This window comes from Gimesia sp. (assembly GCF_040219335.1).
Lineage (GTDB): Bacteria > Planctomycetota > Planctomycetia > Planctomycetales > Planctomycetaceae > Gimesia.
Map to the genome: position 1 here is coordinate 289,597 of NZ_JAVJSQ010000029.1, position 25,200 is coordinate 314,796.

Annotated in this window: 22 protein-coding genes and 1 tRNA gene; 14 read left to right on the forward strand and 9 right to left on the reverse strand. The window is 55.8% G+C overall.

Going from position 1 to position 25,200, the window contains the following annotated elements; translation table 11 throughout:
* Positions 1–203: 203 nt before the first annotated feature.
* Positions 204–776 (reverse strand): TetR/AcrR family transcriptional regulator, encoded by a 573-nt coding sequence (locus RID21_RS23070; protein WP_350193002.1) that lies wholly within the window; start codon positions 774–776, stop codon positions 204–206.
* On the reverse strand, positions 736–1,248 hold the full coding sequence (locus RID21_RS23075; RefSeq protein WP_350193004.1) for a cupin domain-containing protein: 513 nt from the start codon (positions 1,246–1,248) through the stop codon (positions 736–738). Before RID21_RS23075 ends, RID21_RS23070 begins: the two co-directional genes overlap by 41 nt.
* 348 nt (positions 1,249–1,596) lie before the next feature.
* Between RID21_RS23075 and aroE the strand changes: the two genes are divergently transcribed.
* From aroE to RID21_RS23105, 6 genes are all read left to right on the forward strand, one after another.
* Positions 1,597–3,093: a shikimate dehydrogenase gene (gene aroE, locus RID21_RS23080; RefSeq protein WP_350193568.1), complete on the forward strand. Its 1,497-nt coding sequence runs from the start codon at positions 1,597–1,599 to the stop codon at positions 3,091–3,093.
* 12 nt (positions 3,094–3,105) lie between these two features.
* Complete coding sequence (locus RID21_RS23085) at positions 3,106–3,633, forward strand: shikimate kinase (RefSeq protein ID WP_350193006.1); 528 nt, start codon at positions 3,106–3,108, stop codon at positions 3,631–3,633.
* Between the two features lie 24 nt (positions 3,634–3,657).
* Positions 3,658–4,935, forward strand: a complete 1,278-nt coding sequence (locus RID21_RS23090) for a prepilin peptidase (protein ID WP_350193008.1) — start codon at positions 3,658–3,660, stop codon at positions 4,933–4,935.
* 159 nt (positions 4,936–5,094) lie between these two features.
* Complete coding sequence (hisH, locus tag RID21_RS23095) at positions 5,095–5,700, forward strand: imidazole glycerol phosphate synthase subunit HisH (protein ID WP_145181128.1); 606 nt, start codon at positions 5,095–5,097, stop codon at positions 5,698–5,700.
* A gap of 50 nt (positions 5,701–5,750) precedes the next feature.
* Entirely contained in the window at positions 5,751–6,491 is a 741-nt protein-coding gene (gene hisA / locus RID21_RS23100) for a 1-(5-phosphoribosyl)-5-[(5-phosphoribosylamino)methylideneamino]imidazole-4-carboxamide isomerase (RefSeq protein WP_350193010.1), read from the forward strand.
* Positions 6,492–6,548: 57 nt separating this feature from the next.
* On the forward strand, positions 6,549–7,442 hold the full coding sequence (locus RID21_RS23105; RefSeq protein WP_350193012.1) for a DMT family transporter: 894 nt from the start codon (positions 6,549–6,551) through the stop codon (positions 7,440–7,442).
* A 67-nt stretch (positions 7,443–7,509) separates the two neighbouring features.
* Here RID21_RS23105 and thpR read toward each other — a convergent pair whose 3' ends face one another.
* Together thpR and RID21_RS23115 are read right to left on the reverse strand one after the other, a co-directional pair.
* The gene (gene thpR, locus RID21_RS23110; RefSeq protein ID WP_145181131.1) at positions 7,510–8,130 is read right to left on the reverse strand and encodes an RNA 2',3'-cyclic phosphodiesterase; all 621 of its coding nucleotides are present in this window, start codon (positions 8,128–8,130) and stop codon (positions 7,510–7,512) included.
* A 39-nt stretch (positions 8,131–8,169) separates the two neighbouring features.
* Complete coding sequence (locus tag RID21_RS23115; protein WP_350193014.1) at positions 8,170–10,632, reverse strand: Tex family protein; 2,463 nt, start codon at positions 10,630–10,632, stop codon at positions 8,170–8,172.
* A 554-nt stretch (positions 10,633–11,186) separates the two neighbouring features.
* Here RID21_RS23115 and RID21_RS23120 point away from each other — a divergent pair.
* From RID21_RS23120 to RID21_RS23130, 3 genes are all read left to right on the forward strand, one after another.
* A complete protein-coding gene (locus RID21_RS23120) occupies positions 11,187–11,882 on the forward strand; it encodes a hypothetical protein (RefSeq protein ID WP_350193016.1) in 696 nt (231 codons plus the stop codon).
* Positions 11,883–11,954: 72 nt separating this feature from the next.
* On the forward strand, positions 11,955–13,499 hold the full coding sequence (locus tag RID21_RS23125) for a DUF8689 domain-containing protein (protein WP_350193018.1): 1,545 nt from the start codon (positions 11,955–11,957) through the stop codon (positions 13,497–13,499).
* Positions 13,500–13,708: 209 nt separating this feature from the next.
* Positions 13,709–14,668: a tetratricopeptide repeat protein gene (locus RID21_RS23130; RefSeq protein ID WP_350193020.1), complete on the forward strand. Its 960-nt coding sequence runs from the start codon at positions 13,709–13,711 to the stop codon at positions 14,666–14,668.
* Between the two features lie 319 nt (positions 14,669–14,987).
* On the opposite strand, the gene RID21_RS23135 is transcribed toward RID21_RS23130, so the two are convergent.
* Both RID21_RS23135 and RID21_RS23140 read right to left on the reverse strand, forming a co-directional pair.
* Positions 14,988–16,394: an aspartate aminotransferase family protein gene (locus RID21_RS23135; RefSeq protein ID WP_350193022.1), complete on the reverse strand. Its 1,407-nt coding sequence runs from the start codon at positions 16,392–16,394 to the stop codon at positions 14,988–14,990.
* Between the two features lie 83 nt (positions 16,395–16,477).
* Positions 16,478–17,758 (reverse strand): Gfo/Idh/MocA family protein, encoded by a 1,281-nt coding sequence (locus RID21_RS23140; protein WP_197996988.1) that lies wholly within the window; start codon positions 17,756–17,758, stop codon positions 16,478–16,480.
* A gap of 261 nt (positions 17,759–18,019) precedes the next feature.
* Between RID21_RS23140 and RID21_RS23145 the strand changes: the two genes are divergently transcribed.
* From RID21_RS23145 to RID21_RS23160, 4 genes are all read left to right on the forward strand, one after another.
* Positions 18,020–18,736 carry a GntR family transcriptional regulator gene (locus RID21_RS23145; RefSeq protein ID WP_350193024.1) on the forward strand — a complete coding sequence of 239 codons (717 nt, stop codon included), beginning with the start codon at positions 18,020–18,022 and terminating at the stop codon, positions 18,734–18,736.
* A 263-nt stretch (positions 18,737–18,999) separates the two neighbouring features.
* Entirely contained in the window at positions 19,000–20,019 is a 1,020-nt protein-coding gene (locus tag RID21_RS23150) for a sugar phosphate isomerase/epimerase family protein (protein WP_145037177.1), read from the forward strand.
* 107 nt (positions 20,020–20,126) lie between these two features.
* Positions 20,127–20,366 carry a Trm112 family protein gene (locus RID21_RS23155; RefSeq protein WP_155363892.1) on the forward strand — a complete coding sequence of 80 codons (240 nt, stop codon included), beginning with the start codon at positions 20,127–20,129 and terminating at the stop codon, positions 20,364–20,366.
* 30 nt (positions 20,367–20,396) lie between these two features.
* The gene (locus tag RID21_RS23160) at positions 20,397–21,200 is read left to right on the forward strand and encodes a class I SAM-dependent methyltransferase (protein WP_350193026.1); all 804 of its coding nucleotides are present in this window, start codon (positions 20,397–20,399) and stop codon (positions 21,198–21,200) included.
* 313 nt (positions 21,201–21,513) lie between these two features.
* Here RID21_RS23160 and RID21_RS23165 read toward each other — a convergent pair whose 3' ends face one another.
* Together RID21_RS23165 and RID21_RS23170 are read right to left on the reverse strand one after the other, a co-directional pair.
* A complete protein-coding gene (locus RID21_RS23165) occupies positions 21,514–22,407 on the reverse strand; it encodes a DUF1559 domain-containing protein (protein ID WP_350193028.1) in 894 nt (297 codons plus the stop codon).
* Between the two features lie 192 nt (positions 22,408–22,599).
* Positions 22,600–23,274, reverse strand: a complete 675-nt coding sequence (locus RID21_RS23170; protein ID WP_350193030.1) for a hypothetical protein — start codon at positions 23,272–23,274, stop codon at positions 22,600–22,602.
* Positions 23,275–23,706: 432 nt separating this feature from the next.
* Between RID21_RS23170 and RID21_RS23175 the strand changes: the two genes are divergently transcribed.
* The gene (locus RID21_RS23175; protein WP_350193032.1) at positions 23,707–24,843 is read left to right on the forward strand and encodes an MraY family glycosyltransferase; all 1,137 of its coding nucleotides are present in this window, start codon (positions 23,707–23,709) and stop codon (positions 24,841–24,843) included.
* A gap of 120 nt (positions 24,844–24,963) precedes the next feature.
* Here RID21_RS23175 and RID21_RS23180 read toward each other — a convergent pair.
* Positions 24,964–25,037 (reverse strand) — tRNA-His (locus RID21_RS23180).
* Between the last annotated feature and the right edge of the window lie 163 nt (positions 25,038–25,200).

Sequence of the window (25,200 nt, forward strand, 5' to 3'; positions counted from 1 at the left end):
AATCAGTTACGCCTGTACCAAGGGAGGCGTCAGCGTAACAACACAGGAACCTGAATAGATCTGGATCATAAAGTCTATTCTAACCCGGTGCTGAAAATATGAAAGGCTGGAAACCGTCCGGGTTTAGATTACAGAGCACCGGGCCCCGCAGTCGAACATAATTTCATCGACAGGCGCGATGATAACGAATCGAGATGCGACATTTAGTCGCACTTCTGGATCGGCAACTGCTTCCGACAGGCAGAGAGAATCTGTCGGGACAGGGCAGGGGAGTTGACCGCGCGCGCCAGCGATAGACCACCGAAACAGAGGGCCAGCGTCGCGAGAATTTCCTGGCGGCTGAATTCGTTGTCCGAGCGCTCCTGAAACTGCGCGACCATCCACTGGATGACCTCTTCGAACCGGGCCTTCGTCTCTGCATCCGCGCGACCCAGGTCGGACAGCAGAGGAGGGATCGAACATCCCTCCTCCACCTGCTCGCAATGCTTACTCGACAGGTACTTCTGCATGATCTCGATCAGTTGCTCCGGCGTCTCACATTCACTGAGGGCGCCGTTCATCGCCGCCTGGTCTTCGATGAAAGAATGGACAAAGGCCTCGCCCAGCACGTCGGACTTTGAATTGAAATGACCATAAAACGCGCCGGAAGTCATGCCGGCGGCTTCCATAATGCCATCCACGCCACTGCCGACGTACCCCTGTTGTTTGAACGTACGCAGGGCGGCGTCCAGAATCTTATTCCGGGAGCGTTGTTTCCGATCCGGGGGCTGGTTCATCTGCAGGACTCTCTTTCCAGACAATCGGGTGTTGTTCCAGGCGTTCGCCATCCAGAGTGCCGCCGGTCACACTGCTGTCCGCACGGTACTGGATCACCAGATAGTATAACGGCTCCTCGCTGTGGTTTCGCCAGACGCGCGGCACTTCCGGCGAAAGTCGAATAAAGAATCCGTCCGAAACCTCAAACAGCTCCTCCCCCGCCTGAAACTGTCCCCGGCCCTGGATCACGAAGTAAATCTCGTCGTTCGCCTGGTGGCGATGGACAAAAGGCATCTCGCGGCCCGCAGGTAGCACATTGACCGACATCTCCAGCCCGTCTGAGTTCAGCAGCTTCCGTAGAAAATACTTCCCGCGAACCGGCATGGGCGCGTCCGGCGGTGTGAGCTTGAACCGCGTCCAGCTCTCCAGCGGGCCCGCTTCAAAGCAGTCGTAGCCGTCTCCATGCACGCTCTGATCTGTCGCTTGAATCATGATTTTCTCCTGGTGAAAGTAATTGAGTCTGTAAATATAACGAGCGTTATATAGTGGTCGTTATATTTGGTCAACACGGATTCGAACAATGGTATAATCCCTCTAACCCCTCCAGTCGTTGTCAGAGTGACGGGAAATGTCCGCCGGCTCTCCGCGCGGTTCCGTCACGGAGCCTGAAACCGGGCAATAAACCTGACTTCCGGTCAGACTCTTGTTTGAGTCGCTTCAGGAGATTGGTTACACTGGGGAACACTTTAATGTCGCTTACTGATTCCAGGTTAGGGGAAGGTACGTCCGGAACCGTCCATGGAATCGTTCAGATCCCATACAGAAAGTCGAAACAGTCCCATGATTTGTGTCAGCATCGGTCGAACCCGGCACAAAATGATGATGATGGAACATCGCTCCCTCTCAGAGAAGGGGGCCGAACTCGTTGAATTAAGGCTGGACTGGATTGCCCGGACGCCGGACGTCACTAAACTGATCAAGGACCGTCCCACCCCGGTCGTCATCACCTGCCGACGTCCTGAAGATAAAGGACGCTGGAAGGGCTCCGAAGAACAGCGGCAGGCCCTGCTGCGAACCGCCATCGTCTCCGAAGTCGAATACGTCGACATTGAAGATGACATCGCCGACAAGATTCCCCGCTACGGCAAAACCAAACGCATCATCAGTCATCACAACTTCGATGAGACCCCCGATAACCTCGAAGAGATTCACGAGTCGCTCTGTAAGAAAGACCCGGATATCGTCAAGCTGGTCACGATGGCCAACTCTCCCGGCGATTCGATTCGCATGCTCAAGCTGGTCGCCAGTGCCAAAGTTCCCACTGTCGGATTCTGCATGGGTGAGTACGGCGTGATCAGTCGTATTCTCTGCGGCAAGTACGGTTCTCCTTTTACGTATGCCACCTTCAGTCGCGAACGGGAAATGGCACCGGGGCAGCTCGCCTTTTCTGAAATGACCCAGATCTACCGCTACGATCAGATCGGCCCCGAAACACCCGTCTACGGTGTGATCGGTGATCCCATCGCCCATAGCCTGAGTCCGCTGATTCACAACATCGCCTTCCGGCACGATAAACTGGACGGCGTCTATCTGCCGTTCCGCGTTCCGAAAGACCGCCTGGAAGAGACGCTCAAGGAATTCGAGTTCCTCAACGTCCAGGGTTACAGCGTGACCATTCCGCACAAAGAAGGCGCCCTCAAGTTCGCGGGTGCCGCGGATCAGGCCTCCAAAACCATGGGAGTGGCCAACACTCTCTATAAAGATGACCAGAATGTCTGGCAGGCCCGCAATACCGACTACGATGCCGCCCTCGACAGCATCCGGCTCGGTCTCGATCCGGAAGGTAAAGCCTCCGATGATCCCATCGACGGCAAACAGGTACTGCTCCTCGGTGCAGGCGGTGTCTCGCGTGCGATTGGCGCCGGGATCATCAATGCCGGCGGTGCGTTAACGGTTACCAACCGCAGCCGGGTACGCGGCGAAAGGCTGGCCCAGGATCTCGGTTGTGCCCACACCACCTGGGAAAACCGGGGCAGCGGACACTATGACATTCTGGTCAACGGCACCTCGGTCGGCATGCATCCGAATGTCAATGAAACGCCGTTCGCTCAGAACTTCCTGCTCGATGACATGCTGGTCTTCGACACGGTTTACAATCCCGAAAATACGCTGCTGCTCAAACAGGCACGCGAGCGGGGCTGCAAAACCGTTTCCGGAATCGAAATGTTCGTACGCCAGGCTGCAGCGCAATACAAACTGTTTACCGGTAAGGAAGCCCCCCTGGATGTGATGCGGAACACGCTTCGCAAGGGGATTTCCGCGGTCGCGAAACTCTAAGGAATGCCTGGCATGTCCCTGATCACCCTGATTGGCTACCGAGGCAGCGGCAAGAGCAGCGTCGCCGCCCCCCTGGCCGAACAACGCGGTTATGACTGGATCGACGCCGACGATGAAATCGAACGCGTCGCCGGCAAAACCATCGCCGAGATCTTCGCCGAGGGAGGCGAACCCCACTTTCGCCAGATCGAACGGTCAGTCATGCAGCAACTGCTCTCCGGCGATCAATGCGTGATCGCCGCGGGAGGCGGTGCGATCCTGAATGACCAGACCCGCGCGGAAATGAAACAGGCCGGCCCGGTGATCTGGCTCAAAGCAGACGCCGCCGACCTCATCCAGCGAATCGATGGCGACAGCACAACCGGCAGTCGCCGACCGGCGCTCACCGCCAGCAACTCGCAGCTCGAAGAAGTGCAGACCCTGCTCGCACAGCGCGATCCCCTCTATCGCGATGCCGCCACCCTCACCATCGAGACCGGCGGCAAAACGGTCACAGAAATCGTCGCTGAAATTATCGCCGCTCTGGATGCCGATTCTTAATCCACAACGAAAGCATTTCCGATCATGACCCCCTTTGGTATCAATCCTTACCTGATGCTGACAATGCTGTTCCTGCTGGGAACCGCACTGGGGCGGATCATCAACCTCTGCATCGAGGAAATTCCCCGCGAGGAAAAAGTGGGGGCCGCCTGGAATCGGGTCTTCCGTCGTATGCGGCACCTCGGCTCCCGCTATCATCTGCCCCTCATCGGGGTTTATCTCACGCGGTCGAAAAACTCGACTTATTCCTACCGCCGCTCGCATCGCGAAGCACTCGTGGAACTGTTGAACGGCGTGATATTCGTACTGCTCTACTGCGCCGAAGTTCCCCTGGGAGCCGGCGCACTGCTGCAGGACAGCGGACTCTTCTCCGCCTATGCACCCGACCTGGTGACCGTCGATTCCTGGCTCTCCCCCGCGGGACTGCTCAACCTGCGTTACTTCTATCACCTGGTGCTGATCGAATCCCTGATGATCGCCACCTTTATCGACTTCGATCACAAAATCATCCCCGATGGCTGTACCATGCCCGCCCTGTTTGTCGGGGTGGTCGGCGCGTTTGTCTTCGGAGTACTCTACCTGGTGCCCGTCTGGTTCCAGGAGCCTTCGGTGGTCCGCCTGTTCGGAGTTTATTTCCCGGAAGATTACCGGCACCATTTCATTGTCGAAAAGATTCCGCAGTGGGTCGTCACCTACCCGCACCTGCACGGTCTGGCCGTGAGTCTGGTAGGGCTCGTGGTGGGCGGCGGTGTCGTCTGGGCTGTCCGCGTCATCGGTCAGTGGACGTTACGCCAGGAAGCGATGGGCTTCGGCGACGTGATCCTGATGGCCGTCATCGGCAGCTTCCTGGGCTGGCAGGCGACGGTCACCGTGTTTGTGATTTCGCCTCTGTGTGCCCTCCTGGTGGTGGCCGTTTCCATCTTCTTCAAGCTCTCGCGCGAGATTCCCTTTGGACCTTACCTCAGCCTGGGAGCGTTGCTCGTCCTGCTCGGCTGGCCGAAAATCTGGCCGCTGGCCGAACGTATCTGCCATCTGGGACCGCTGCTACCCATCCTGGCACTATTGATGATGGTCCTGCTGACGGCCTGTCTGTTATTTACCCAGTTCATGAAATGGATCCTGGGCATCCCCCTCTACTGGCAGGACGAATGGGCCGAGGAATGGACGTCTGCTGACCAGTTGACCTTCCAGTCGGGCGAGAATGTCAACGAAACCCAGGGCCGCTGGGATCTCAACACAAACAACCACACCCGGGCCGGACGGGGAACGCAACACTACCACCAGTGGAAAAACGGCCGGTAATCAGGGCTTTTTTCAGTCCGGGACCCATATCATTCACAAAATCAACTCGAGAGACTAGAATCGGCTGCAGAAGCTGAACTTGTCACCGCCGTGCGTGTCCAAACTTAGTGGCTCGCCAACTGCTGACATGAAATTTGAGATCTGAAATTAGAAATACCTATGATTACAATTGTCGACTACGGAATGGGAAATCTGCGGAGCGTCCAGAAGGCCTTTGAAAAGGTGGGCGCGGAAGCACAGATCTGCACAAACCCCGAGGAAATCGCGAAAGCCTCCAAACTGATCCTGCCCGGCGTAGGCGCTTTTCGCGATGCGATCCAGGCCCTCAAGGATCAGAACCTGGTGGAACCGATTCTGGAACACGCCAACTCGGGCAAACCCTTTCTCGGCATCTGTCTTGGGCTGCAGCTCCTGTTCGATGTGAGTTACGAAGACGGCGAATACGAGGGGCTGGGCATCATCCCCGGCAAGGTGGTCCGCTTCCAGGATCAGCCCGGTCTGAAGATCCCCCACATGGGCTGGAACCAGATCGACGCCACCCGGCCGCATCCCCTGCTGGCCGGCATTCCCGAACACGAACACTTTTACTTCGTTCACAGCTATTATGTGGCCCCCGATAATGATGACGACGTTGCCGCCTGGACGGACTACGGCTGTCGCTTCGCCTCGATGGTCGCCCGCGACAATCTGGTCGCCTGCCAGTTTCACCCCGAGAAAAGCCAGAACGCCGGCCTGAAACTGCTGCAGAACTTCGCCGCGTTTTAATTCGACACCATCCGAAATAAGTATCAGAAAAATAGAAAGTCAGCTCAGCTATGGAAATTCTGCCCGCCATCGATATCCGGGGAGGCAAATGTGTGCGTCTGCGACAAGGCGATTACGGACAGGAGACCGTCTTCGGCGACGATCCCACCGAAATGGCCCGCCGCTGGGCTGACGGAGGCGCACAGCGTCTGCACCTGGTCGACCTCGACGGCGCCAAAGCTGGTCAACCTGTGAATCACGAAGTCGTCCTCAAGATTGTCGAAGCCGTTTCCGTTCCCTGCCAGATGGGGGGCGGCATCCGCGACGAAGCCTCAATTAAGCTGATGCTGGACGACGTCGGCATCGACCGCGTCATCGTCGGCACCCAGGCACTCAAAGATCCCCAGTGGTTCAAAGAAATGGCAACCCGCTATCCGGGTCGGCTGGCACTCGGTCTCGACGCCCGCGACTCCAAAGTGGCCACCGAAGGCTGGCTCGATGTCTCCGAAACCTCGGCCATCGACCTGGCCAAAGAATACGTGGGCGTGGAACTGGCCGCAGTGATTTACACCAACATCGCCAACGACGGCATGATGCAGGGCGTTGATGAAGGGACCATCCAGGACATGATCGCGCTGGCCGAACTCGGTCTCCCCGTGATCGCTTCCGGCGGTGTGACGACCCTCGACGATGTCACCCGCCTGGCCGAAGTCAGCCGCACACAGCCCAGGCTGGTTGGCGCAATCATCGGCCGTGCCCTCTACGAAGGGACGATCGCGGTTCCCGATGCCATCGCTGCTGCGACCCCTTAACATGCCGCGACCGCTTGAGTGGGAATGCCGGGGCCCGGCGGACAGGAATCACTGCAAATGACCGACGACGTCGATCGTGGAAAACTGTACCGGGCACGGCTGCTGGTGCTCCTCGCCTCGGTGCTCTGGAGCCTGAGCGGTCTGTTCATCAAGTCGCCGCCGTTCCAGTCGATCCCGGCTGAGGATCGCGGCTTGATCCTGGCCTGCTATCGGGCCCTGTTTGCCGGCCTGTTCCTGCTCCCCCTGGTCCGCTTTCGGCATATGCGCTGGCGGCCCGCTCTGATTCCACTGCTGGTCGCCTTCGCCACGATGAACCTGTTGTTCGTCACCGCGATGACCGGCACATCCGCTGCCGCTGCCATCTTCCTGCAGAATACGAGCGTCGTCTGGGCGATGCTCTTCGGTTATTTTCTCCTGCAGGAACGCATCGAACGCGGATCGGTCCTGTCCATCCTGATTGTCCTGGCCGGCATCCTCTGCATCGTGGCCGGCGACTGGGCCGGGGAAAACTATGACGGTAATCTGATCGCCCTCACCAGCGGCGTCTGTTACGCACTGGTGGTGACCTTCTTCCGCGTACTCCGCGACGAACATCCGGCCTGGCTGGTCGCGCTCTGCCTGTTGACCTCCGCGGCCATCGTCGCGCCCTGGGTCTGGAGTCTCGACATCACGCTGACCGGCCAGCAGTTCTTTCTGCTGGCACTGCTGGGAGTCGTTCAACTGGGGACGCCTTATGTTGTGTTCTCACACGCAGTCAAAACAGTCAACTCGCAGGAAGCAGCCCTGCTGGTGCTCACCGAACCGATCCTGAACCCGATCTGGGTCTGGCTCTTCTGGGGAGAAACGGTCTCGGTCTCCACGTTTGTCGGCTGTGCGCTGATCGTCGCCGGGCTCCTGGTTCGCTTCATCCTCTTTCGCCCGCGACAGGTGCTGCCGCAAGAGTCACAATAAGCGTCTCAGAGAAGACTTCCCCGTCTGTACGCCCTGAGAGTTAAAGGACATGAGGCCCGGCTGGGTATCACGATTGTGATTCGTTTGAATCCAGGGACTTTGCCTGGTTTTTCTTTTTAGGTGCCGGGGGCAGCCGTACCGTCTGCATCTCATGATATTGAGCCCGCTGCGGTTTCAGTTCGCTGCGAAAGAACTTGAGCGTGTCCAGCGTCGCTTCACCCCACTCCGCATCCCGCCGATCAGCCAACAGCTGGAACAGTTCTTCCGGCGGCTTGGCTTTGATACGGGCCAGTGTCAGATGGGCATGGAAGCCTTTGCGTTCCCGGGGGTAACCCAGTTTTTCGGTCTCGGCTTCGAGGTACTCCGCCATCTCTGCGAGCAGGGATTCGTCTTTGATTCCCGCCCAGACCACATTCGGTCGATCTTCACGGGGAAACGCACCCAGACCTTTGAAAGCCAGCCGGACGCATTTGAAGCGATTCCGCATCTCTTTCAGAGCACGACTGACGGGCATGATGTCTTCGAGCTCCGTCGGTCCCAGGAATTTGAGCGTGATATGCATCTGATCTTCGGGGATCGGTTTCACTGCCGACCCCATCTGATTCAGCTTTTCCAGAACTTTACGGAGTCCTCGTGTCGGTTGAACGGGGACGGCAATAAATGTGCGTGCGCGTTGATTCTTCTGCATCGTATTTCTTCAGCAATTCTGCGAGTCTCGCAGGTCGAGTTATTTCTTTTTCTGATTCCAGAGCGCCTTGAGCTGATCGAAGCCCTGAAGCGGCTGATCTCCTGTTTTCATTTCCTTGGTCAGCTTGGGCAGCGGGGCCTCTTTTTTACCAGGCTTGTTCCGTTTCTTTTTGCCGGGTTTCCGTTTGCGGGTCGCAGCGGAATCGCCCTGGTCCTGTTTTGCCTTATCCGGCTTTTTCTGCTCATCGGGTTTCGACGGTCCGCGTTGAGATTTCCGCGGCGGTCGTACCGTGCCCGGTTTGATCAATGTCAGGGAGACGCGGCGGCGTTCCAGGTCGACTCCCAGCACCCAGGCGGTAATCACATCACCGACCGAGACGAACTGGTAAGGACTTTCAATGAAATGATTCGCCATCTCGCTGACGTGAATCAGGGCGCTGTCTTTCAGGCCCACATCCACGAACGCGCCGAAGTCCACCACGTTCAAAACCGTGCCCTGCAGTTCCATGCCCTCGGTCAGCTGTTCCAGCTTGAGCACACCCTGTTTGAAGATCGGCCCCGGCAGATCGGAACGCGGATCGCGTGGCGGTCGGGCAATGGCTTCCAGGATGTCTTCCAGTGTCGGCAGACCGATCTTCAGACTTCCACTGAGTGCCTGCTTGTCGATCTGGGAAACCTTCTCCAGAATCGAAGCCCGTTCCTGGGCCGATGTTTTCAGACTGTCGGGAGGCAGCTCCAGCTGTTCCAGCACCTTATGCGCCGACTCGTAACTTTCCGGGTGAATCCAGGTGGAATCGAGTGGCTCTTCGCCCCGATCAATTTTCAAAAAGCCGGCGGCCTGGGTGAAGGTCGCTTCGCCGATCCCCGCGACATCGAGCAGTTGTTTCCGACTGAGGAACGAACCGTGCTGGTCGCGCCATTCGGTAATCCGTCGTGCGATTAACTGGTTGAGTCCCGAGACGTGTCGCAGTAAAGAAGCACTCGCCGTATTCAGGTTCACACCCACATAGTTCACGCACGATTCGATCACTTCATCCAGCGACTCTTTCAACCGCTTGGAGTTCACATCGTGCTGATACATGCCCACACCGAGGTGCTGTGGATCGATCTTCACCAGCTCACTCAATGGATCCTGTAAGCGGCGGCCAATCGAAATGGTGCCGCGAATCGTCGCGTCCAGATCCGGAAATTCTTCACGGGCGACCGGGCTGGCAGAATAAATACTCGCTCCCGCTTCGTTCACAATCAGGTAGCGTGCTTCGGGGAGATTCTGTTCGATCATCTCGGTGATGATCTCTTCCGTTTCCCTGCACGCGGTGCCGTTGCCAATCGCGACCAGCTTACAGTTGTGCTCGGTCATCATGTCGGCCAGTTTGTTCCGCGCGAAATCTTTCTTCTCTGCAGATCCGGTCACATACACCAGGTCAGTCGCCACGCAGTAACCGAGTTCATCGAGCACCGCCAGTTTACAGCCCGTGCGCAATCCCGGATCGATCGCCAGAATCCGTTCTCCCTGCAGGGGAGGCTGCAGCAGCAGGTTTTTCAGGTTCTGGGCGAAGACAGAGACCGCATGTTTTTCGGCTTTCTCGGTCAGCTCGCGACGGATTTCCCGTTCCAGGCTCGGCAGGATCAGACGTTGCAGGGCATCGGTAACCACTTCGGTCAGAAACTCGCTGAAACGATGACCTTCCAGCTTGAGGTGACTTACAATGGAATGTCGCGCCGAATCTTCTTCCCACTCAAACCGAACCCGCAGCGCTCCCGATTTCTCTCCGCGGTTGAGTGCCATGGTCCGATGGTGCGGAACCTTCACGGCCCGTTCGGAGTAGTTGAAATAATCGCGATATTCCTGGCCCAGCTCTTCTGCTTTTTTAGTCGCGTTGACCGTCAGCTTTCCGGAACGCCAGGCAATCCGGCGGGAGATGTCGCGCACATCGGGATCTTCGCCGATTTTTTCCACCAGGATGTCGGCGACCCCTTTGAGAACATCTTCGGTCGTCTGTGCGCCTTCTTCGTCTTTGATGTATTGTTCTGCGGCGACGTTTAAATCCGTCAGCCCTGCATCGCCGGCCCAGATCGCATTCGCCAGTGGTTCGAAGCCATGCTTACGGGCGGCCGCGGCGCGGGAGGTGCGCTTGGGACGGTAAGGGCGGTAAAGGTCTTCCAGACGTTTGAGCGTATCGGCCTTTTCGATTTCCGTTTTGAGTTCCGGAGTGAGCTGCTGCTGGGCTTCGATCAGACGCAGAATGGTAGTGGCCCGCTCGCGCAATTGACGCTTCAGCTGTACCCGTTTCTGAATATCGCGGATCTGAACTTCATCCAGGTTGCCGGTACGTTCTTTACGGTAACGCGTAATGAAAGGAACCGTGTTGCCTTCATCAAGCAACGCGATCACATTCTGAATCTGTTGTGATGTGAGTTTCAATTCCTCAGCGATTTGCGCTGCGTCACGTTCTGAGAACTGTGAACCGGATTGATTCTCTGGTATCTCAACCGCATCCATCTCGATCTCGATTCGTTTCGACCTATGGTTACGAAAACTTGCGATCAGAGCTCTGATCAATTACAGGATCTTCTCTGTCTCTATGTGTGTAGAATAACTGTTTTCAGAGAAAATAGAAATGGTCATTCCAGGTGACCGCCGTCTGTCGGGCGCCGAACAGATTTGCCATACACGAAAGTGTAGTGAGCGTAACATAAGTTTAACAGGCTCACACAACAGAAATCCGCTCCTCGTCAGTGCCTGTTCTATGAAGATTTTTTGAAGAGGCGGTTTCTAAACAAAGCTGCGCGGGCGGTCTGTATCTTTTTAAAAAAAGAGAGTCACCAGGGGGACCAGTTTCGCGTGTCGCGCAGCAGGCTTTTCGCACAGCATCAGCGGGAAATTATCTCACTCATTCTGTCGGCAGAATCGTTTTTCCCGTCAGGACCGGACCTCTTCGCTGCCGATAACTCCAGTACTGACTGTCTCCATTCATGCGCGGTCGGGCTGACGCGAATGAGGATTGCGGAATGAGGGAGACACACCAAATCTGACTAACACAGGGGGGAGATGGCATGACGACTGCCGTCAGATGGAGTACGTATCTACTTGTGATTTTTGCATTTAGCCTGACACAGGGGCACGAAGCCCAGGCCGGTTGGCCCTGGTCCTGCGATACCTGCAAAGAGGCTGAAAAAGAAGCAAAATGGGCCGAGCGCGCAGCACGCCCCGTTGGCTCGCGACAGAAATACAAGTTCGGAGAACTCTGGCCTCCCTATCCCCGGCCGACCGGACCCAAACAGCACTTCTGGAACCGCTACCATCACGCCCACTACTGGCCTTACCCTTATCAGTGTGAAGACCGGGCTTACGTCCGTGATGTCATGGACAGGCAGATGCACAATGGCTGGGCCGACCAGACCACGCTGTATGCATATCACTTTGAGAAAGACACTAACAAGTTAACCGAAGCCGGTTTAATGCATCTCCGCTGGATTCTCACACACGCACCGGAAAGCCGCCGTACCGTCTTTGTTCAGTCGGCCAATGAATCCATTGAAAGCCAGGAACGTCTGGCCAATGTGCAGTACGCTGCTTCTCAGATGGCCGGCGATGACAACCTGCCTCCCACGATGCTGCGTCTGGCACCAACCTACGGACGCCCCGCACGCGAAGAGGACATGAAATACCGGGCTTACATCGGTTCGATTCTGCCACCGCGGATTCTGTATACACCCGGCGGGGGAACAGCATCGAATGGCGGCAACTGAAACCAGTGCCGCCTGTCGTCTGATTCTAAATCTTTTTTCCTGCTCCGTTTAATTTGAACGTATCGCTGTTGCATGATTGATCGACCTGGTGATGATGAAACGCGGGATGCTGCCGAGGCAGCATTTCGCGCGCAACCTGATGCCCCAACAGATGAGCCCCGCATCGCTGCCCCCAGACAGGATGTGGCTGATCTGTATAGCGATCTGTTTCCGCAGAGTGATCAGCTGAAACCCACAGAGGCGACGCCCCGTTCCGCACAACGGATCACAGGCACAGCAGGCATGCGCAAGCGTTCCCCCGGCGCAGCGATCCCGGCCCCAAAAACACTCGAAGAAACCGGCCTGTCGCTGGTGCAGTTGTCGGGGCTGGTACTCAAACAGCTGTATCTGCAGGGGAGTGCCCTCGGGCTCGAAATTTCCCGCAGTGCGCATCTGCCGTTCAGCATTATCGATACGGCTCTGATCTTTCTGAAAGAAGAGAAGTGCATCGAAGTCACGTCCGGCAATGTCATCGGGCGGTCTTCCTATCGATTCCATTTAACAGAGCTCGGGCGGGTCCGCGCCCGGGAAGCGTTCGAACAGTGCCGCTATGTCGGGCCGGCGCCGGTCCCGCTGGATGCCTATGTCCGCCAGTGTCAGTTACAGACCGTGGTTGGCATCGACTGTACGCCGGAACGGCTCGAAGATTCCTTTTCCGATTTCATCATTCGTGAAGGGCTACTGGATGAACTCGGTCCCGCCGTCTGCAGTGGACGTTCCATTTTCATCTACGGCCCGCCGGGTAATGGCAAGACACTGATCGCCAAGGGGTTGGGACGCTTCCTGAATCGGCAAGGCGGTGAGATCCATGTGCCCTATGCTTTGCAGATGGAAAACAGCATCATCACCCTCTTCGATCCGACCATTCATGAGACGACAGACGACCATGAATTCCTGGATGCGTCATCCATCCAGCGACACACGGCAACCTCTCTACCTGACATGGAAGACTGGAGTAAACCGGAAACCGATTTGCGCTGGCGACGGATCAGGCGTCCGGTCGTCATCACGGGCGGGGAACTGAATCTGGAGATGCTGGATTTACGCTACAATAAAACCAGTAACTTCTACACGGCTCCATTGCACATCAAAGCCAATGGCGGCGTGTTTCTGATTGACGACTTCGGCCGGCAACTGGTCAGCCCCAAGGACCTGCTCAACCGCTGGATTATGCCGCTGGAAGACCGGACCGATTATCTCACGCTGGCAACTGGTAAGAAGTTCGCGGTCCCCTTTGAACAGCTGATCGTCTTTTCCACCAACCTGGATCCCAAAGACCTGGTCGATGAAGCCTTCCTCCGCCGGATTCGTCACAAGATTCACATCGGTCCCCCCACACGGGAACTGTTTACCGAAATCGCACAGCTCTGCTGTCACCAGCGAAATCTGCAGTTCGACCCAGTCTTTGTAGATTACCTGTATGACACTTATTACAACCAGGGACGGTCCCCGCGCTCGAGCGACCCGAGAGATTTACTGGAGATTCTTCAGTCAATTTGTCGATTTAAAGGACAGGAACCCATTCTTTCCACTCAAATTATCGCAGAGGCAGCTCAACGCTTCTTCTGTCAGTTATAAATCCTGTCCCAAACATCCTGTCAGATCGGAAGTTACGAAGATCTGTCAGACACCTCGATTGACTCATGATCATTCTGTTCTGTATCGGTTACTGAAACGTTCTGCCCAGCCTCAGCAGAAACGTCGTACCCATCAGAAGGTCTGATTTTCGGAGTACCGACTGAGAAAATCAAAAAAGTTTCGCTGCTGTATCTCATGGAGGGGATCACATGCCCGTAATACGTTTTACAAAACAGACCTGGCTTGCAGGAATCGCCTGTGCATTATTGATTTGCAGCGGTTGCTCTTCCATGAGAGAGCAGATCGTCAAGAAAAATGATCAGCCGCCGGATACGCTGGAAGAAAAGATTTCCGTCGCGAAAAAGAGGCTGAAGCACCCTGACAAGTTTTACGTGACACACGGCCAGTTGCAGGAAAAGATGGGCGATCTTGAATCGGCCCGCACCTCCTATCAGGTGGCCCTGGGAGAAAATCCCAAATCGATCGATGCCGTACTCGGACTCTCGCGACTGGACCAGGTCGCCGGTCGCAAAATCGAGGCAGAGAAGGGGTTCCAGAAAGCTCTGGAGATGGAACCCGAGAATCCCCAGGTTCGCGCCAGCATTGGTCAATTCTATGCCGCCGAACAGAAATGGGATAAAGCCATTCCCCTGTTGAGCGAAGCGATCAAAGCCGCTCCCGCGGATAAGAACATCCGCTACCAGTTGGGAATCGCGATGGCCTCTTCGGGAGATTACCAGGGCGCGATGCCACACCTGATCCGCGCCGTTGGCGAAGCGGAAGCACATTACAACATCGGTTACATCCTGAAAGATCGAGGCGAACTGCAGGCCAGCGAGCAGCAGTTTCTACAGGCCGTCCTGCTGAAGCCCGAGTTCAACGAAGCCCAATACTGGCTGGATGAAATCCGCCGCGAAAAAGAGAACCGGCTCATGCTGGCTGGCGTCTCTTCCAGTGCCGGTGCAAAGGGAACTGCCAAACAGGCCGCTTACACCAAAGCGAAGCCGCCGGCGAAAACCGTACAGAATGCCGTTTCCCAGGGAATGGCACCCGCCGGAATTCCTCAGTCACCTCGACGCATCTCCGCTCCTGCAGACAACACACAACAGCCACCGCCCGGCATGAACGCAGAACAGATGGAACAGTGGCGCAACCAGCGTCAGCTCTGATCTGAATCTGATCTTCGCATCAATTAAAAGGAAAAAATGATGGGTGGGCCCGAATGTAATTCGGGCCGAGCGCAGCGAGCAGGAAACTGACTGTGTTGCGTTCCTGAAAGAGTGATACTGGTTCGCTCTGAACTCATTTTGAGTTGAAGTGGTAAGTTCAAATTCGGTTCGGGCGTCTGCTCTGACAGTTTCCTGTTGTCTCTGACAACCCCGAATTTCATTCGGGGGCACCCATTCCGGCTTGATAAAAAGTGGTTTAAAAAAAACAGGCCCCGCATCACACGGGGCCTGTTTCATTTTCTAAGCGTCGCTTCTCCACTTAAGCGGAGGCAGGAGCTTCCTGCAGTTGAGCAGCCAGCTGTTCGCACAGACGCTTCAACAGGGCGATCGATTCTTTCGCTTCGGCTTCGGTCATTGTCATTGGTGGACTGACGCGAAGTACGTTACCGGCCAGGGCACCCAGCAGGTGAATGCCGTCGCCACCTTCTTCACCGAGGTAGCAGGTCTTGACCAGATCGATCGCAACCTCCTGGCTGGTCTTGCCACCCAGTTCGGCACACTCGATGCCGAAGACCATACCTTCGCCGCGGACCTTGGCGATCACGCCGGTCTCTTTCAGGCTCAGCAGACCTTCGGTGTAGAGAGCAGACAGCTTCTGTGTGTTCTCCATCACGTCCGTCGATTCAAACTCGTCCAGTGTCGCCAGTACGGATGCGGAAGAGAGCGGGTTGGCACTCCAGGTGTCAGAGGCTTCGCCGTATTTCAGGCTGGCAATGACATCGCTGCGACCCACGGCAGCAGCTACAGGCACGCCGTTTCCGAGGCCTTTACCCAGTACAACGAAGTCGGGCTCAACCTGGTATTTTTCAAAAGCGTACATGCAACCGGTCCGGCCGAAGTTGGCCTGCACTTCATCTAAGATCAGCATGATGTCGTGTGCCCGGCAGAAGTCCTGCAGCACTTTGTGGTAAGCCACCTGCGGATGGTAGCTGCCCCCACCGCCCAGGTAAGGCTCGGTGATCAGGCAGTTGATCCGTGAGCCGTACTCGGTCCACATGTCTTCCAGTTCTTTCTGGTAGGCAGCGGTATCCAGTACATCGTCCTTCTTGCTCATGTCGTCACATTCGGTACGCGGGAAGCTGATGAACTTCACGCGCGGATCGCGATCGGCATCTGTTTCCGAACCGGTGACGGCACCCGCCAGACCCTTTTTACCATGGAAACCATAGCGGGTCGCCAGGATGATGTCCCGTTCGGGATCGCGGTGCAGACAGGCCCAGAGTGCCTTCTGAACTGCTTCTGAACCGGAGGCTGCCCACATGACTTTGTCGCAGCGGTTGCCCCCTGTGAAAGATTGAATGTTGGCGATCAACCGTTTGCTGGCTTCGGTTTCAATCGGGGTGACGGCGTTGTAAGCAGTCAGGGTGACGGCATCAAAGTATTCGCCTTCTCCTTCGCCGGTCACATGTTCCGGTTTCCAGCCCATGTATTCGCTGAACCGCTTCATCCAGCGACGGGGGTTGTGACCCAGGTTCGCTACCAGCACGCCCGAGGTGAAGTCGTACAGACGTCGACCTTCCGGAGTCCAGTGGTAGCAGCCGGCGGATTTGGCCAGTACCGCCTGGCTGGGGGTGAAGGTTCGCAGGGCCAGGGGTTCGGTCTGGAACAGTTCGTCCCGCACCGCGTTAGATTGATTTTCGTTATCAAAGTGAATGGCAGTTGTCATGATGATCTCTTTTTACATAACAGGTAAATGACAATGGTTAATGAATGTCGATCCGGCACCGGGGCACGAATCTGATAGCAGGGTTAAACGGTGCCTTCGTAGAGCACTTCGAATTCGCTCGAACCAGGACGATACAGCACCAGGCCACCGTTCTCGTCGTTTACACGCACGACGCAATCCGGTTCGCCCGCAGCCCGTTTTTCCAGAATGGCTTCGAGTGCCTGGACGGCGGCTACGGTCTGACGATCCGCCGACAGATCGTTGTAATCCAGCGAACGAATCTGCGCCAGACGTTCTGCCCGTTCCGATTCGGGACCGCCGAACTCGACCTGGGCGACTTCTTTAGCAAACTGTTCGATCACTTCAATTCCATAACCCCGCTGCGAACGTTCGTTCCAGGGTTCTACAAACGGAGCGTTGAAGTGGTTGTTCAACGAGTTCTTGATCTCGTTCGGCGTTTTGTCTTCCACGGTGCATTCCACACCGCGTTTACGGGAGTGACCGTTCCACAGGCCATTGTCGAAGCGGAACTGAACTTCCTGTTCGACATAGCCGGGGAAGTTATCCGGGGTGACCCACGAAGTCTGAATATCGAAGGCAGCTTCGCGCCCCGATTCGTATTCGTAAACCATCTTCATCTGGCAGCTGTCCCAGGTCGGACCATCTTTGTCGCCTACCAGACCCCGCTGGCCAGCTGCGGTGATAGTCTTCAGTTTTCCACCGAACGAGAAGTCGATCAGTTTGATGTAATGCACGGCGACATAGGTTCCGGGGTTACGGCCGGTAATCCACTGTGCGAACTGCTGACCCGAAATCGCCTTGGGTTCCAGCAGCGAGCAGTAGCCGTTATTCACATGCTGCAATACGCCATCATAAACCAGCGAACGCATCCGCTTGTGATCGGGGTCGAACAGCTTGTGATAGACCACTTTGGCAGTCACATTGTTTTTCTCAGCCAGAGCCACCAGTTCGTCCAGTTCCTGCAGACAGAGAACTGACGGCTTTTCCACGATTACATGCACGCCTGCCCCTAAAAGCTTCTTACAGGCATCGAAGTGACGGTCATCGGGAGACGCGACACAGGCGAAGTTCACACCCGCTTCAATCATCTCTTCGATGGCGTTATCACCGACGAAGCTCTGGAAGCCGCCGACTTTGTCGCCGCGCTCTGCCAGGTACTTCTCGGCCCGGGATCCGGTGCGGGTGACCACTGCATCCAGCGAAACTTCCACCGGGCCGGTAGACCGCTGGTAAAGGTCCTGTTTGTAAACCGTTTCGAAGAAAGGACGATAGGTTTCATCAACGATCATCCCGAAGCCAACCATGCCGGCTTTCAGTTTGGGGAGTGTTCCTGCTGGACTCATTAGTTAATCCCTAAGTGAATTCAAAATATATGGTTTTCGAAGGTGTAAATTCGCAATTTCCTGCTATAATCGGGAGTATGATGCTTGGTGAACCCCCTCGGATAGCTTGAAAGTGAATTCACTTTATGGCGGGTTGACCGTTTTGTCAAGCCCGCAGATGCGCGGCAGAGGAAAAGATTTCGAGCTTTTCCCGCCCCGGTAGCAGAGTCCAGCCCCGGTATTTCTTGAGAAACTGAGATCCCTGTGAATAAAGAGACAAGTTTGCTGACCGAATCCACGGAATTGCACTCACTTCAGGAAGTCGAGAATCTCTCCCTGGTCGATGAGGTCTACCAGAAACTGCTGCTGCGGATCATTCGCTGTGAACTGCCCGGCGGAACAGAACTGAAGAGCACACAACTCGCTCGCGAGATTGGCGTCAGCCGGACACCGGTCGTTCAGGCCCTGGCACGCCTGCAGGCCGACGGGATCGTGATCCAGCAGAAAAATCACCGGGCCGTCGTCCGGGAAGGGGCCGAGAACTGGCTCGTGGAAATTCACGAGCTCCGCCTGTTGCTCGAGCCATCTGCTGCCGGGATGGCTGCCGGACGGATCAGCGCTGCAGAAATTCAGCGTCTGCAGGAACTGGCTGCCGGAGTCAAAGCCTGTCAGCAGGAGTACGAAGACGGCGATCAATCTGTGGAACAGGTCCAGAAATGGGGGGCCGCTTCCCGTAACTTCGACTACGCACTGCATCTGAGCATCGCCGACCATTGTGGCAATCTGCCAATCTGTGAAGCCATTCATAAATGCTGGAGCTATAAACGGGTATCCTACTCCGCCGCCGGGGAGACGCCCGAAATCATGACGCGGGGGCTCTACGATCACCTGGTGCTCCTCGATTCACTGAAACAACAGGATGCCGAGACGGCATCCGCCGCGATGACCATGCATTTACGTAATGCCTCCCGCATGCGACCTGATCGTTTGATTGTCTGATTACGGTTCGCGAGGGAATTCTTAACGAGCCTCTGAAAAAGCAGGGGGGAACTTCGCGTAGCTCTTGAAACTTGGCTCCAACCTGTCAAAATGGCCGGGAACTGGTCTGTTTTCGCGGTCCTGTTTCACCGGCAAATCACGCGAAATTTCTGCAGCACTGGCCGGTTACTTTCAAAGTGGAATAGTCTCCATCCCGATATGAGTGCTGATTGCTCCACGTTTATCCGCTTTAGATTTAGAAACAAAAAAGGTTGATCTCCGTCATGTCCGATAATCCAAGTGTCATTTTAAGTGCCTTTGCTGATGAAGCCGCCAATCATAAAACCGCTGTTGAACAGATGGTGGCACTCTCCGCGCTGGGATTGAAATACTACAGCCCCCGCTTTATCGATGTGAACGGGGATGGGAACGTCAAACATGTCGTCGATCTGAATAAATCGGAATACAAGCAGTTGCTCAAACTGCACGATGAATACGGCATGAACGTCACCAGCATCGGTGCCCGCGTTGGTAAGATCAAACTGGTCGACAAAGAAGATGGTTCACACAACGTCTTCGTGCCCTTCAAGGAATACCTTAAGAAAGAAGTCGCCAACACAATCAACGCTGCGACCACCCTCGGCACCAAGCTGATCCGTGGTTTCTCCTTCTACCCGCCTAAGGGTGAAGATCCCAAGCCTTACATGAACCAGGCCGTTGATCAGATCGGAGAAATCGTCGATCTGTGTGCCAAGGAAGGTCTCGTGTACGGTCTCGAAATCGAGCCCAACCTGATCGGCGAAACCGGACCGCTGCTGGCCGAACTGGCCCGCAAAGTCAAACGGCCCAACATGGTCACCATTTATGATGGCGGAAACATCGCCGCTCAGAACAAAGACGCGATGCAGTGTCTGAGCGAGTTCCACGACATGAGCAAATCCATGGGCTGGCTGCACATCAAAGATTACGCCGTCGATCCCGATCTGGAATGGACGGGTGTCGTTGACGAAGAGCGTCTGAAAAACTTCGTTCCCGCCAACGTGGGTGATGCCGGTCATGAATTCATCCTGCGGGAACTCCGCGACATGCTCCCCAAGATGGACAAGAAGATGAAAAAACTGGGCGTGCCCGGCGTCTTCCTGGAAGTCGAACCACACCTCAAGGGTGGCGGACAGTTCGGCGGATTCAGTGGTCCCGATGGAATCGGCGTCGCAGTCCGGGCACTTTGCTCCGTTCTCGATTATGTTGGCATCGACTATGAACTCCGCGGTTTCAAAGACATTCAGGAACTGCGTGGCTTCTAATCAGAGTCGCACTTAGAAGATTGAAGCGGGGCGGATTTCAGAGAAAACTGTTGATCTCCGCCCCCTTCTGTTACAATTCAGAGACAGTCGTTCAAGAGTAATTATCAATGGCCTTTGATCCACAACGTTTACAGGACATCATTGCCTGCCCCAAAACCAAAGCCAGGCTGGTCTGCGACGGTGATTTTCTGGTCTCCGTCGATCCGGCGACGCGACTCAAGTATCCCATTCGCGACGGAATCCCGGTGATGCTCGTGGACGAGGCAGAGGAAGTGTCCCCGGAAGAATGGGCGGCCATCATGCAGCGACATGAACGAAATCCGGAAACAGGAGAAGCGGTCTTCTGATTTTCCGTTAACACGGTTTAAGGAGATCTGATGAAACCCACGTCGAAGCTTTTCCGATCCGATACGTTCTGCTTCCGGTGCTACACACTGGCTCTCCTGGTTTTCGTCGGTCTGGCCAACTCCGCATCTGCCGCCGAGCCTGCTGCCACGAAACAGAAGCCCGACACGCAGGACGACCGCTATTCTTATCGTCTCGACGAACACGATCCCAACGGCATTGGCAAATTCTACCTGGGACGTGAAATCGCCCGCGTGATGGGTTACCAGGGCGCCCCCTGGCTGGAACGCACCACCCGCGAACGGGAAGAACGCCTGTCGTTGCTCCCCAAAGCACTCAAACTGCAACCCGGTATGGACATTGCCGACATCGGAGCGGGCAGCGGCGTGATCTCGGTGATTCTCGCCGAACATGTCACTCCGGGAGGAAAGATCTACGCCGTCGATGTGCAGCAGGAGATGCTCGACCTGCTCAAGAAAAAACTGGACAAAATGGGCGTCGATAACGTGGTGCCTGTCCTGGGAACACAGAAATCACCCGGTCTCAAACCGGAGTCCATCGACCTGGCAATCATGGTCGACGTCTACCATGAGTTCGAGTTTCCTTATGAGATGATGCTCGAGATCTCCAAGGCACTCAAACCTAAAGGCCGCGTCGTACTGGTCGAATACCGCAAGGAAGATCCAACCGTCCCCATTAAGCTCGTTCACAAAATGTCCGAAGCCCAGGCCAAAAAAGAGGTCTCCCGTCCCGAACTGAATCTCAAGTGGAAAGAGACCATCGGCCTCCTTCCCCGCCAGCATATCCTCGTCTTCGAAAAAACGGCTGACAAATAAATGTCGAGCTGTAGGGGCGGATCCATGTGTCCGCCCGCCTGGCGATACACGATTCAGAACCACTCTTCCGCAGGAACGAGAATAACACTCCCAAAACCGGGTGGGCCCGAATGCAATTCGGGCCGAGCGCAGCGAGCAGGAGGTCGCAGGAAATCGAGCGAGCTTCATTAGACTTACCAACCAATTTTCAGGTAGGGGCAACCCTGCGTGGTTGCCCGCAGTATTGAGTTCATTCTCATTTCAAATCAACAAAAAAGCCTGCTCACAACCTAAGCTGTGAGCAGGCAACTTTCGTTCAAGCTATCAGCGCGATCTAATACTCGCCGATCACTTCGCCTCCTGAGATCGTACTCAGTCCTGTATAAACACCGAAGTCGATGCTGGAACCAATGAGCCGCACGGAACCGTCACCCAGCAGGAACTGGGCGAAGCCGATGTGCGGTGCCGAGACATCCCGGTCATCACTCTGCGGTGAATTGGGCACATGCCCCGACTGGAAGAGCACCATGTGACCATGGTCGTCCGTTGGATCAGAGATATCACGCACGGCACCAGCCCAGGTCGTTTCGTACTCGAAATGGTTCCCGTGCGACGCCCCATTGCGGAAGGCACCGTTCTGGCGTTCTCCCACGCAGAGCGTATTCGACATGCCATCAATGATGTCCCGTGCGCGGGTGGAACTGTTGCGGCTGAACATTCCCGCTCGTTTCTCCTGGGTCGCATCAAGGTCCGGTGGACCGAAGTTGGCGACATAGCAGCCCATCGCGTAACGCTCCGCGGAGCTTCCCATCTCCACGAAATTGTTCTCGGAAACGGAGTCTGAAGGACAGAGCAGCCCCGGGATCTGTTTTTCCCGCGCCGTCAGGTTGGCGGCGTCGAAGATTGGCAGGTTGAAGTTAAACTCGTTATACAAGTTGGCCTGATCGATCATCGGCAGGATCATCGCCACCCAGCCGAATCCCAGTTGATTTCCGGAAGCGCCAGGTCGGTAAATATAGCCGGGCGGATAACAGCCATGCGTGTCATGGTAGTTATGCAGCCCCAGGCCCAACTGCTTCAGGTTATTTTTACAGGACGTTCTGCGCGCTGCTTCCCGCGCCTGCTGAACGGCAGGCAGGAGCAGGGCGATCAGAATCGCAATAATGGCAATGACCACCAGGAGTTCAATCAGTGTGAACCCTCTGGGGCGATGCGTTTGGACTTTCATCGTTTTACTTTCTGAAAGAATGTGCGCAGCGGTACCGACAGTTTCTGCGCGGACCGGCAGTGCACGAAAGACATTCTGGAACAAGGTGCGCAAACCGAACCTGTCAAAGTGGGGGAAAGTGATCTCCCCTCACGACAGGCGCAGCACACGCACGTTCCCTGAGGCAGATCGACAATGATCGCGACTGGGGAATTACGAGAATGAAGCAGAAAGTAAACGTTGTGGTGGAGGGACGGGGGGCGTGTCGCAGAGTCGTTGATAACAGGCTTCCGCTGAGTTGAGATTCGCAAAACAGTCTGCGCGCAAAGGCACGCGGCCACGCTCGGGAGGCGTAACGCACATCCAGGATGAAACCAGTTCCGAAATCAGCCGCTCCCAGGGGATCGCCGAGAATCGCAGGCCATCGGGCAGACTGTCTGTTTCCTGGACGCTGGTCTCCGAAGTTGCGCGGGCGACCGCGACTTCAGTGGCTGATGGCTCAGAGGGGGATGCAGGCAGTTGAACTGTGAATTCCCACCAGAGCAACCTGATATGCATATGCTTATGAGGCGACTGGGCTATCTTAGTGGCAGGCTCTTCCTGATCGTGATTAGAATGTCCATGCCCTCGTGCATGGTCGTGCCCATGGCTGTGACCTGCATGCGAATGGCTGTGAGCGTGACCATGCCCGTGGGAATGTGAATGACCGTGGCCGTGGGTATGACTGTGTCCATGCGAATGACTGTGCCCGGAAGAGTGGGAGTGCTGGTGCGCACTCTCTCCGCCGGAGTGGGTATGCTCGATCTGTACCTGGAGTGACTGGAGCAGAACTCCCAGCACTCCCAGGACACCGATGATCCAGGAAAAGTAACGCAGACGTTGTTTCATTACAGTTTGACGATAATTCTCAGCTCCCCCAAAATCAATCACCGCTCCGATTCTGATGAGAGTTCTTCGCAAAATGGCAGTATTCAGTCTCTTCAGGTAAGGTTTTATCTGTTCAGGTCAGGTTTGTTGGACAAAGGACTTTTTTCATATCAATGACCGTCAAAAAACAGGTTTTCCAGCTGAAAACAGGGGATTCATAACGGATTGACCCATTTTTCGCTTAGTAGTATACTTCGCCGCGACTTGCACCCCTCTCTTAAGGAATTCAGCGGTTCGCCGCTGTGTGAATTTCAGGGGGGAGGCAACCTGGAAGCGGCGAAGTTTGGATCCTGTCTGAGGAATCCAGACTTCCACGGAAAAGTGATCAACAGTCTGACCTGAATTGGAAGCGCAATTCATTCAGGGCCAGATAAGGGCTAGCGTGAAGTAATGGTGTTTGACAGTCTAATCACATCAACTGTGATGCTTATCGGCGTCACCGTAGCGACTCTGGTCGGTGCGCTGCTGATCATCCGGCTGGCCCCCAGTCTCGGGCTGGTGCAGAAGCCCACCAATCGCTGTTCCCACATTCAACCGACGCCCCGCGGCGGCGGTCTCTCCTTTGTTGTGATCAGCCTGTTGGCAACCACGGTCTGCCTCTGGAATGAAGTCAGCTCCGGATCGCTGTTGACCGTACTGCTCTGCGGCGGTGCGCTGATTGCGGCGATTGGATTTTGTGACGACCTGTATCAGCTTTCGATTAAAAAACGCCTCGGAGCGCAGATTCTGATTATCGCTGCCTCCGTTTATACACTCCTGCCGGCTCCCGCGATTGAACTCTGGGGAATCCGGCTGCAGTCTGATGTCATCTGCTGGGGGATCACAGCCCTGGCTCTGGTCTGGTGGCTGAACCTGTTTAATTTCATGGACGGCATCGACGGACTGGCGGGGATGGAAGCGACTTGCATTCTGACCACCGCCGGCGGCCTGATGTATTATCAACAGGGGGGCGCATCGTCGCAGGTTCTGCTTCCGATGGTGATCCTGACTGCCAGCCTGGCGGGCTTCATACTGGTCAACTGGGCTCCCGCGAAAATCTTTATGGGCGATGTCGGCAGTACCTTTCTGGGGTATACGCTGGGAATGCTGGCGGCAACCACCGTGTATTCCGGTGCGTTGAACCTCTGGGTCTGGCTCATCCTGCCTGGCGTCTTCTGGGTGGATGCCACGTTTACATTGCTGCGACGCATGCTGCGGGGAGATCGCTGGTATCAGGCACATCAGAGCCATGCCTATCAACGTGTTTCCCGTTACCTGGTTGAACCGGAAGGGAAAAACCTGACCCGCAAAGCCGCACATCGCAGAGTCACTCTCATTGCTCTGGCTCTGAATGTCTGCTGGCTCTTACCGCTGGCAACAATGGCCCTGTTCTGGCCTGCCTGGGGACTGCCTCTGGTAATGCTCGCCTGGGCGCCACTGGTGGCACTCGCCGCTTACTATGGTGCAGGTAAGCCCGGAAATATTCCGTTGCCTGCCGAAGGGAATGTCTCCCCCTCTACGCTGCGGAAAGAGCTGCCTCTCAAGATCTGAATCGAGACGCTGGCTGTGATCGCAACATCACGGGAGACCTGTTCCATTTGCAGGGAACAGAAGAGGCGGAGCCGCGACTGTCTGATCACGTCGCTGAAGGGGCCTCAAGAGAGAAAAAAGGGTGAGTAACGGGGTTCGAACCCGCGACCTCCGGAATCACAATCCGGCGCTCTAACCAACTGAGCTATACCCACCATATGTGTCTTGTTCAGACTGATTTTAATCGGTTTTCAGGCTGCTGAAAAGTCTTCAGGGACCCGAATCGGTTCAGAGCCTACGTTATCGAAGCACCTTTCGGGATGCAAGTATTCCAAGCCCCTGATTCAAGAATATTTCCTCGATACGTGCATCTCCTGC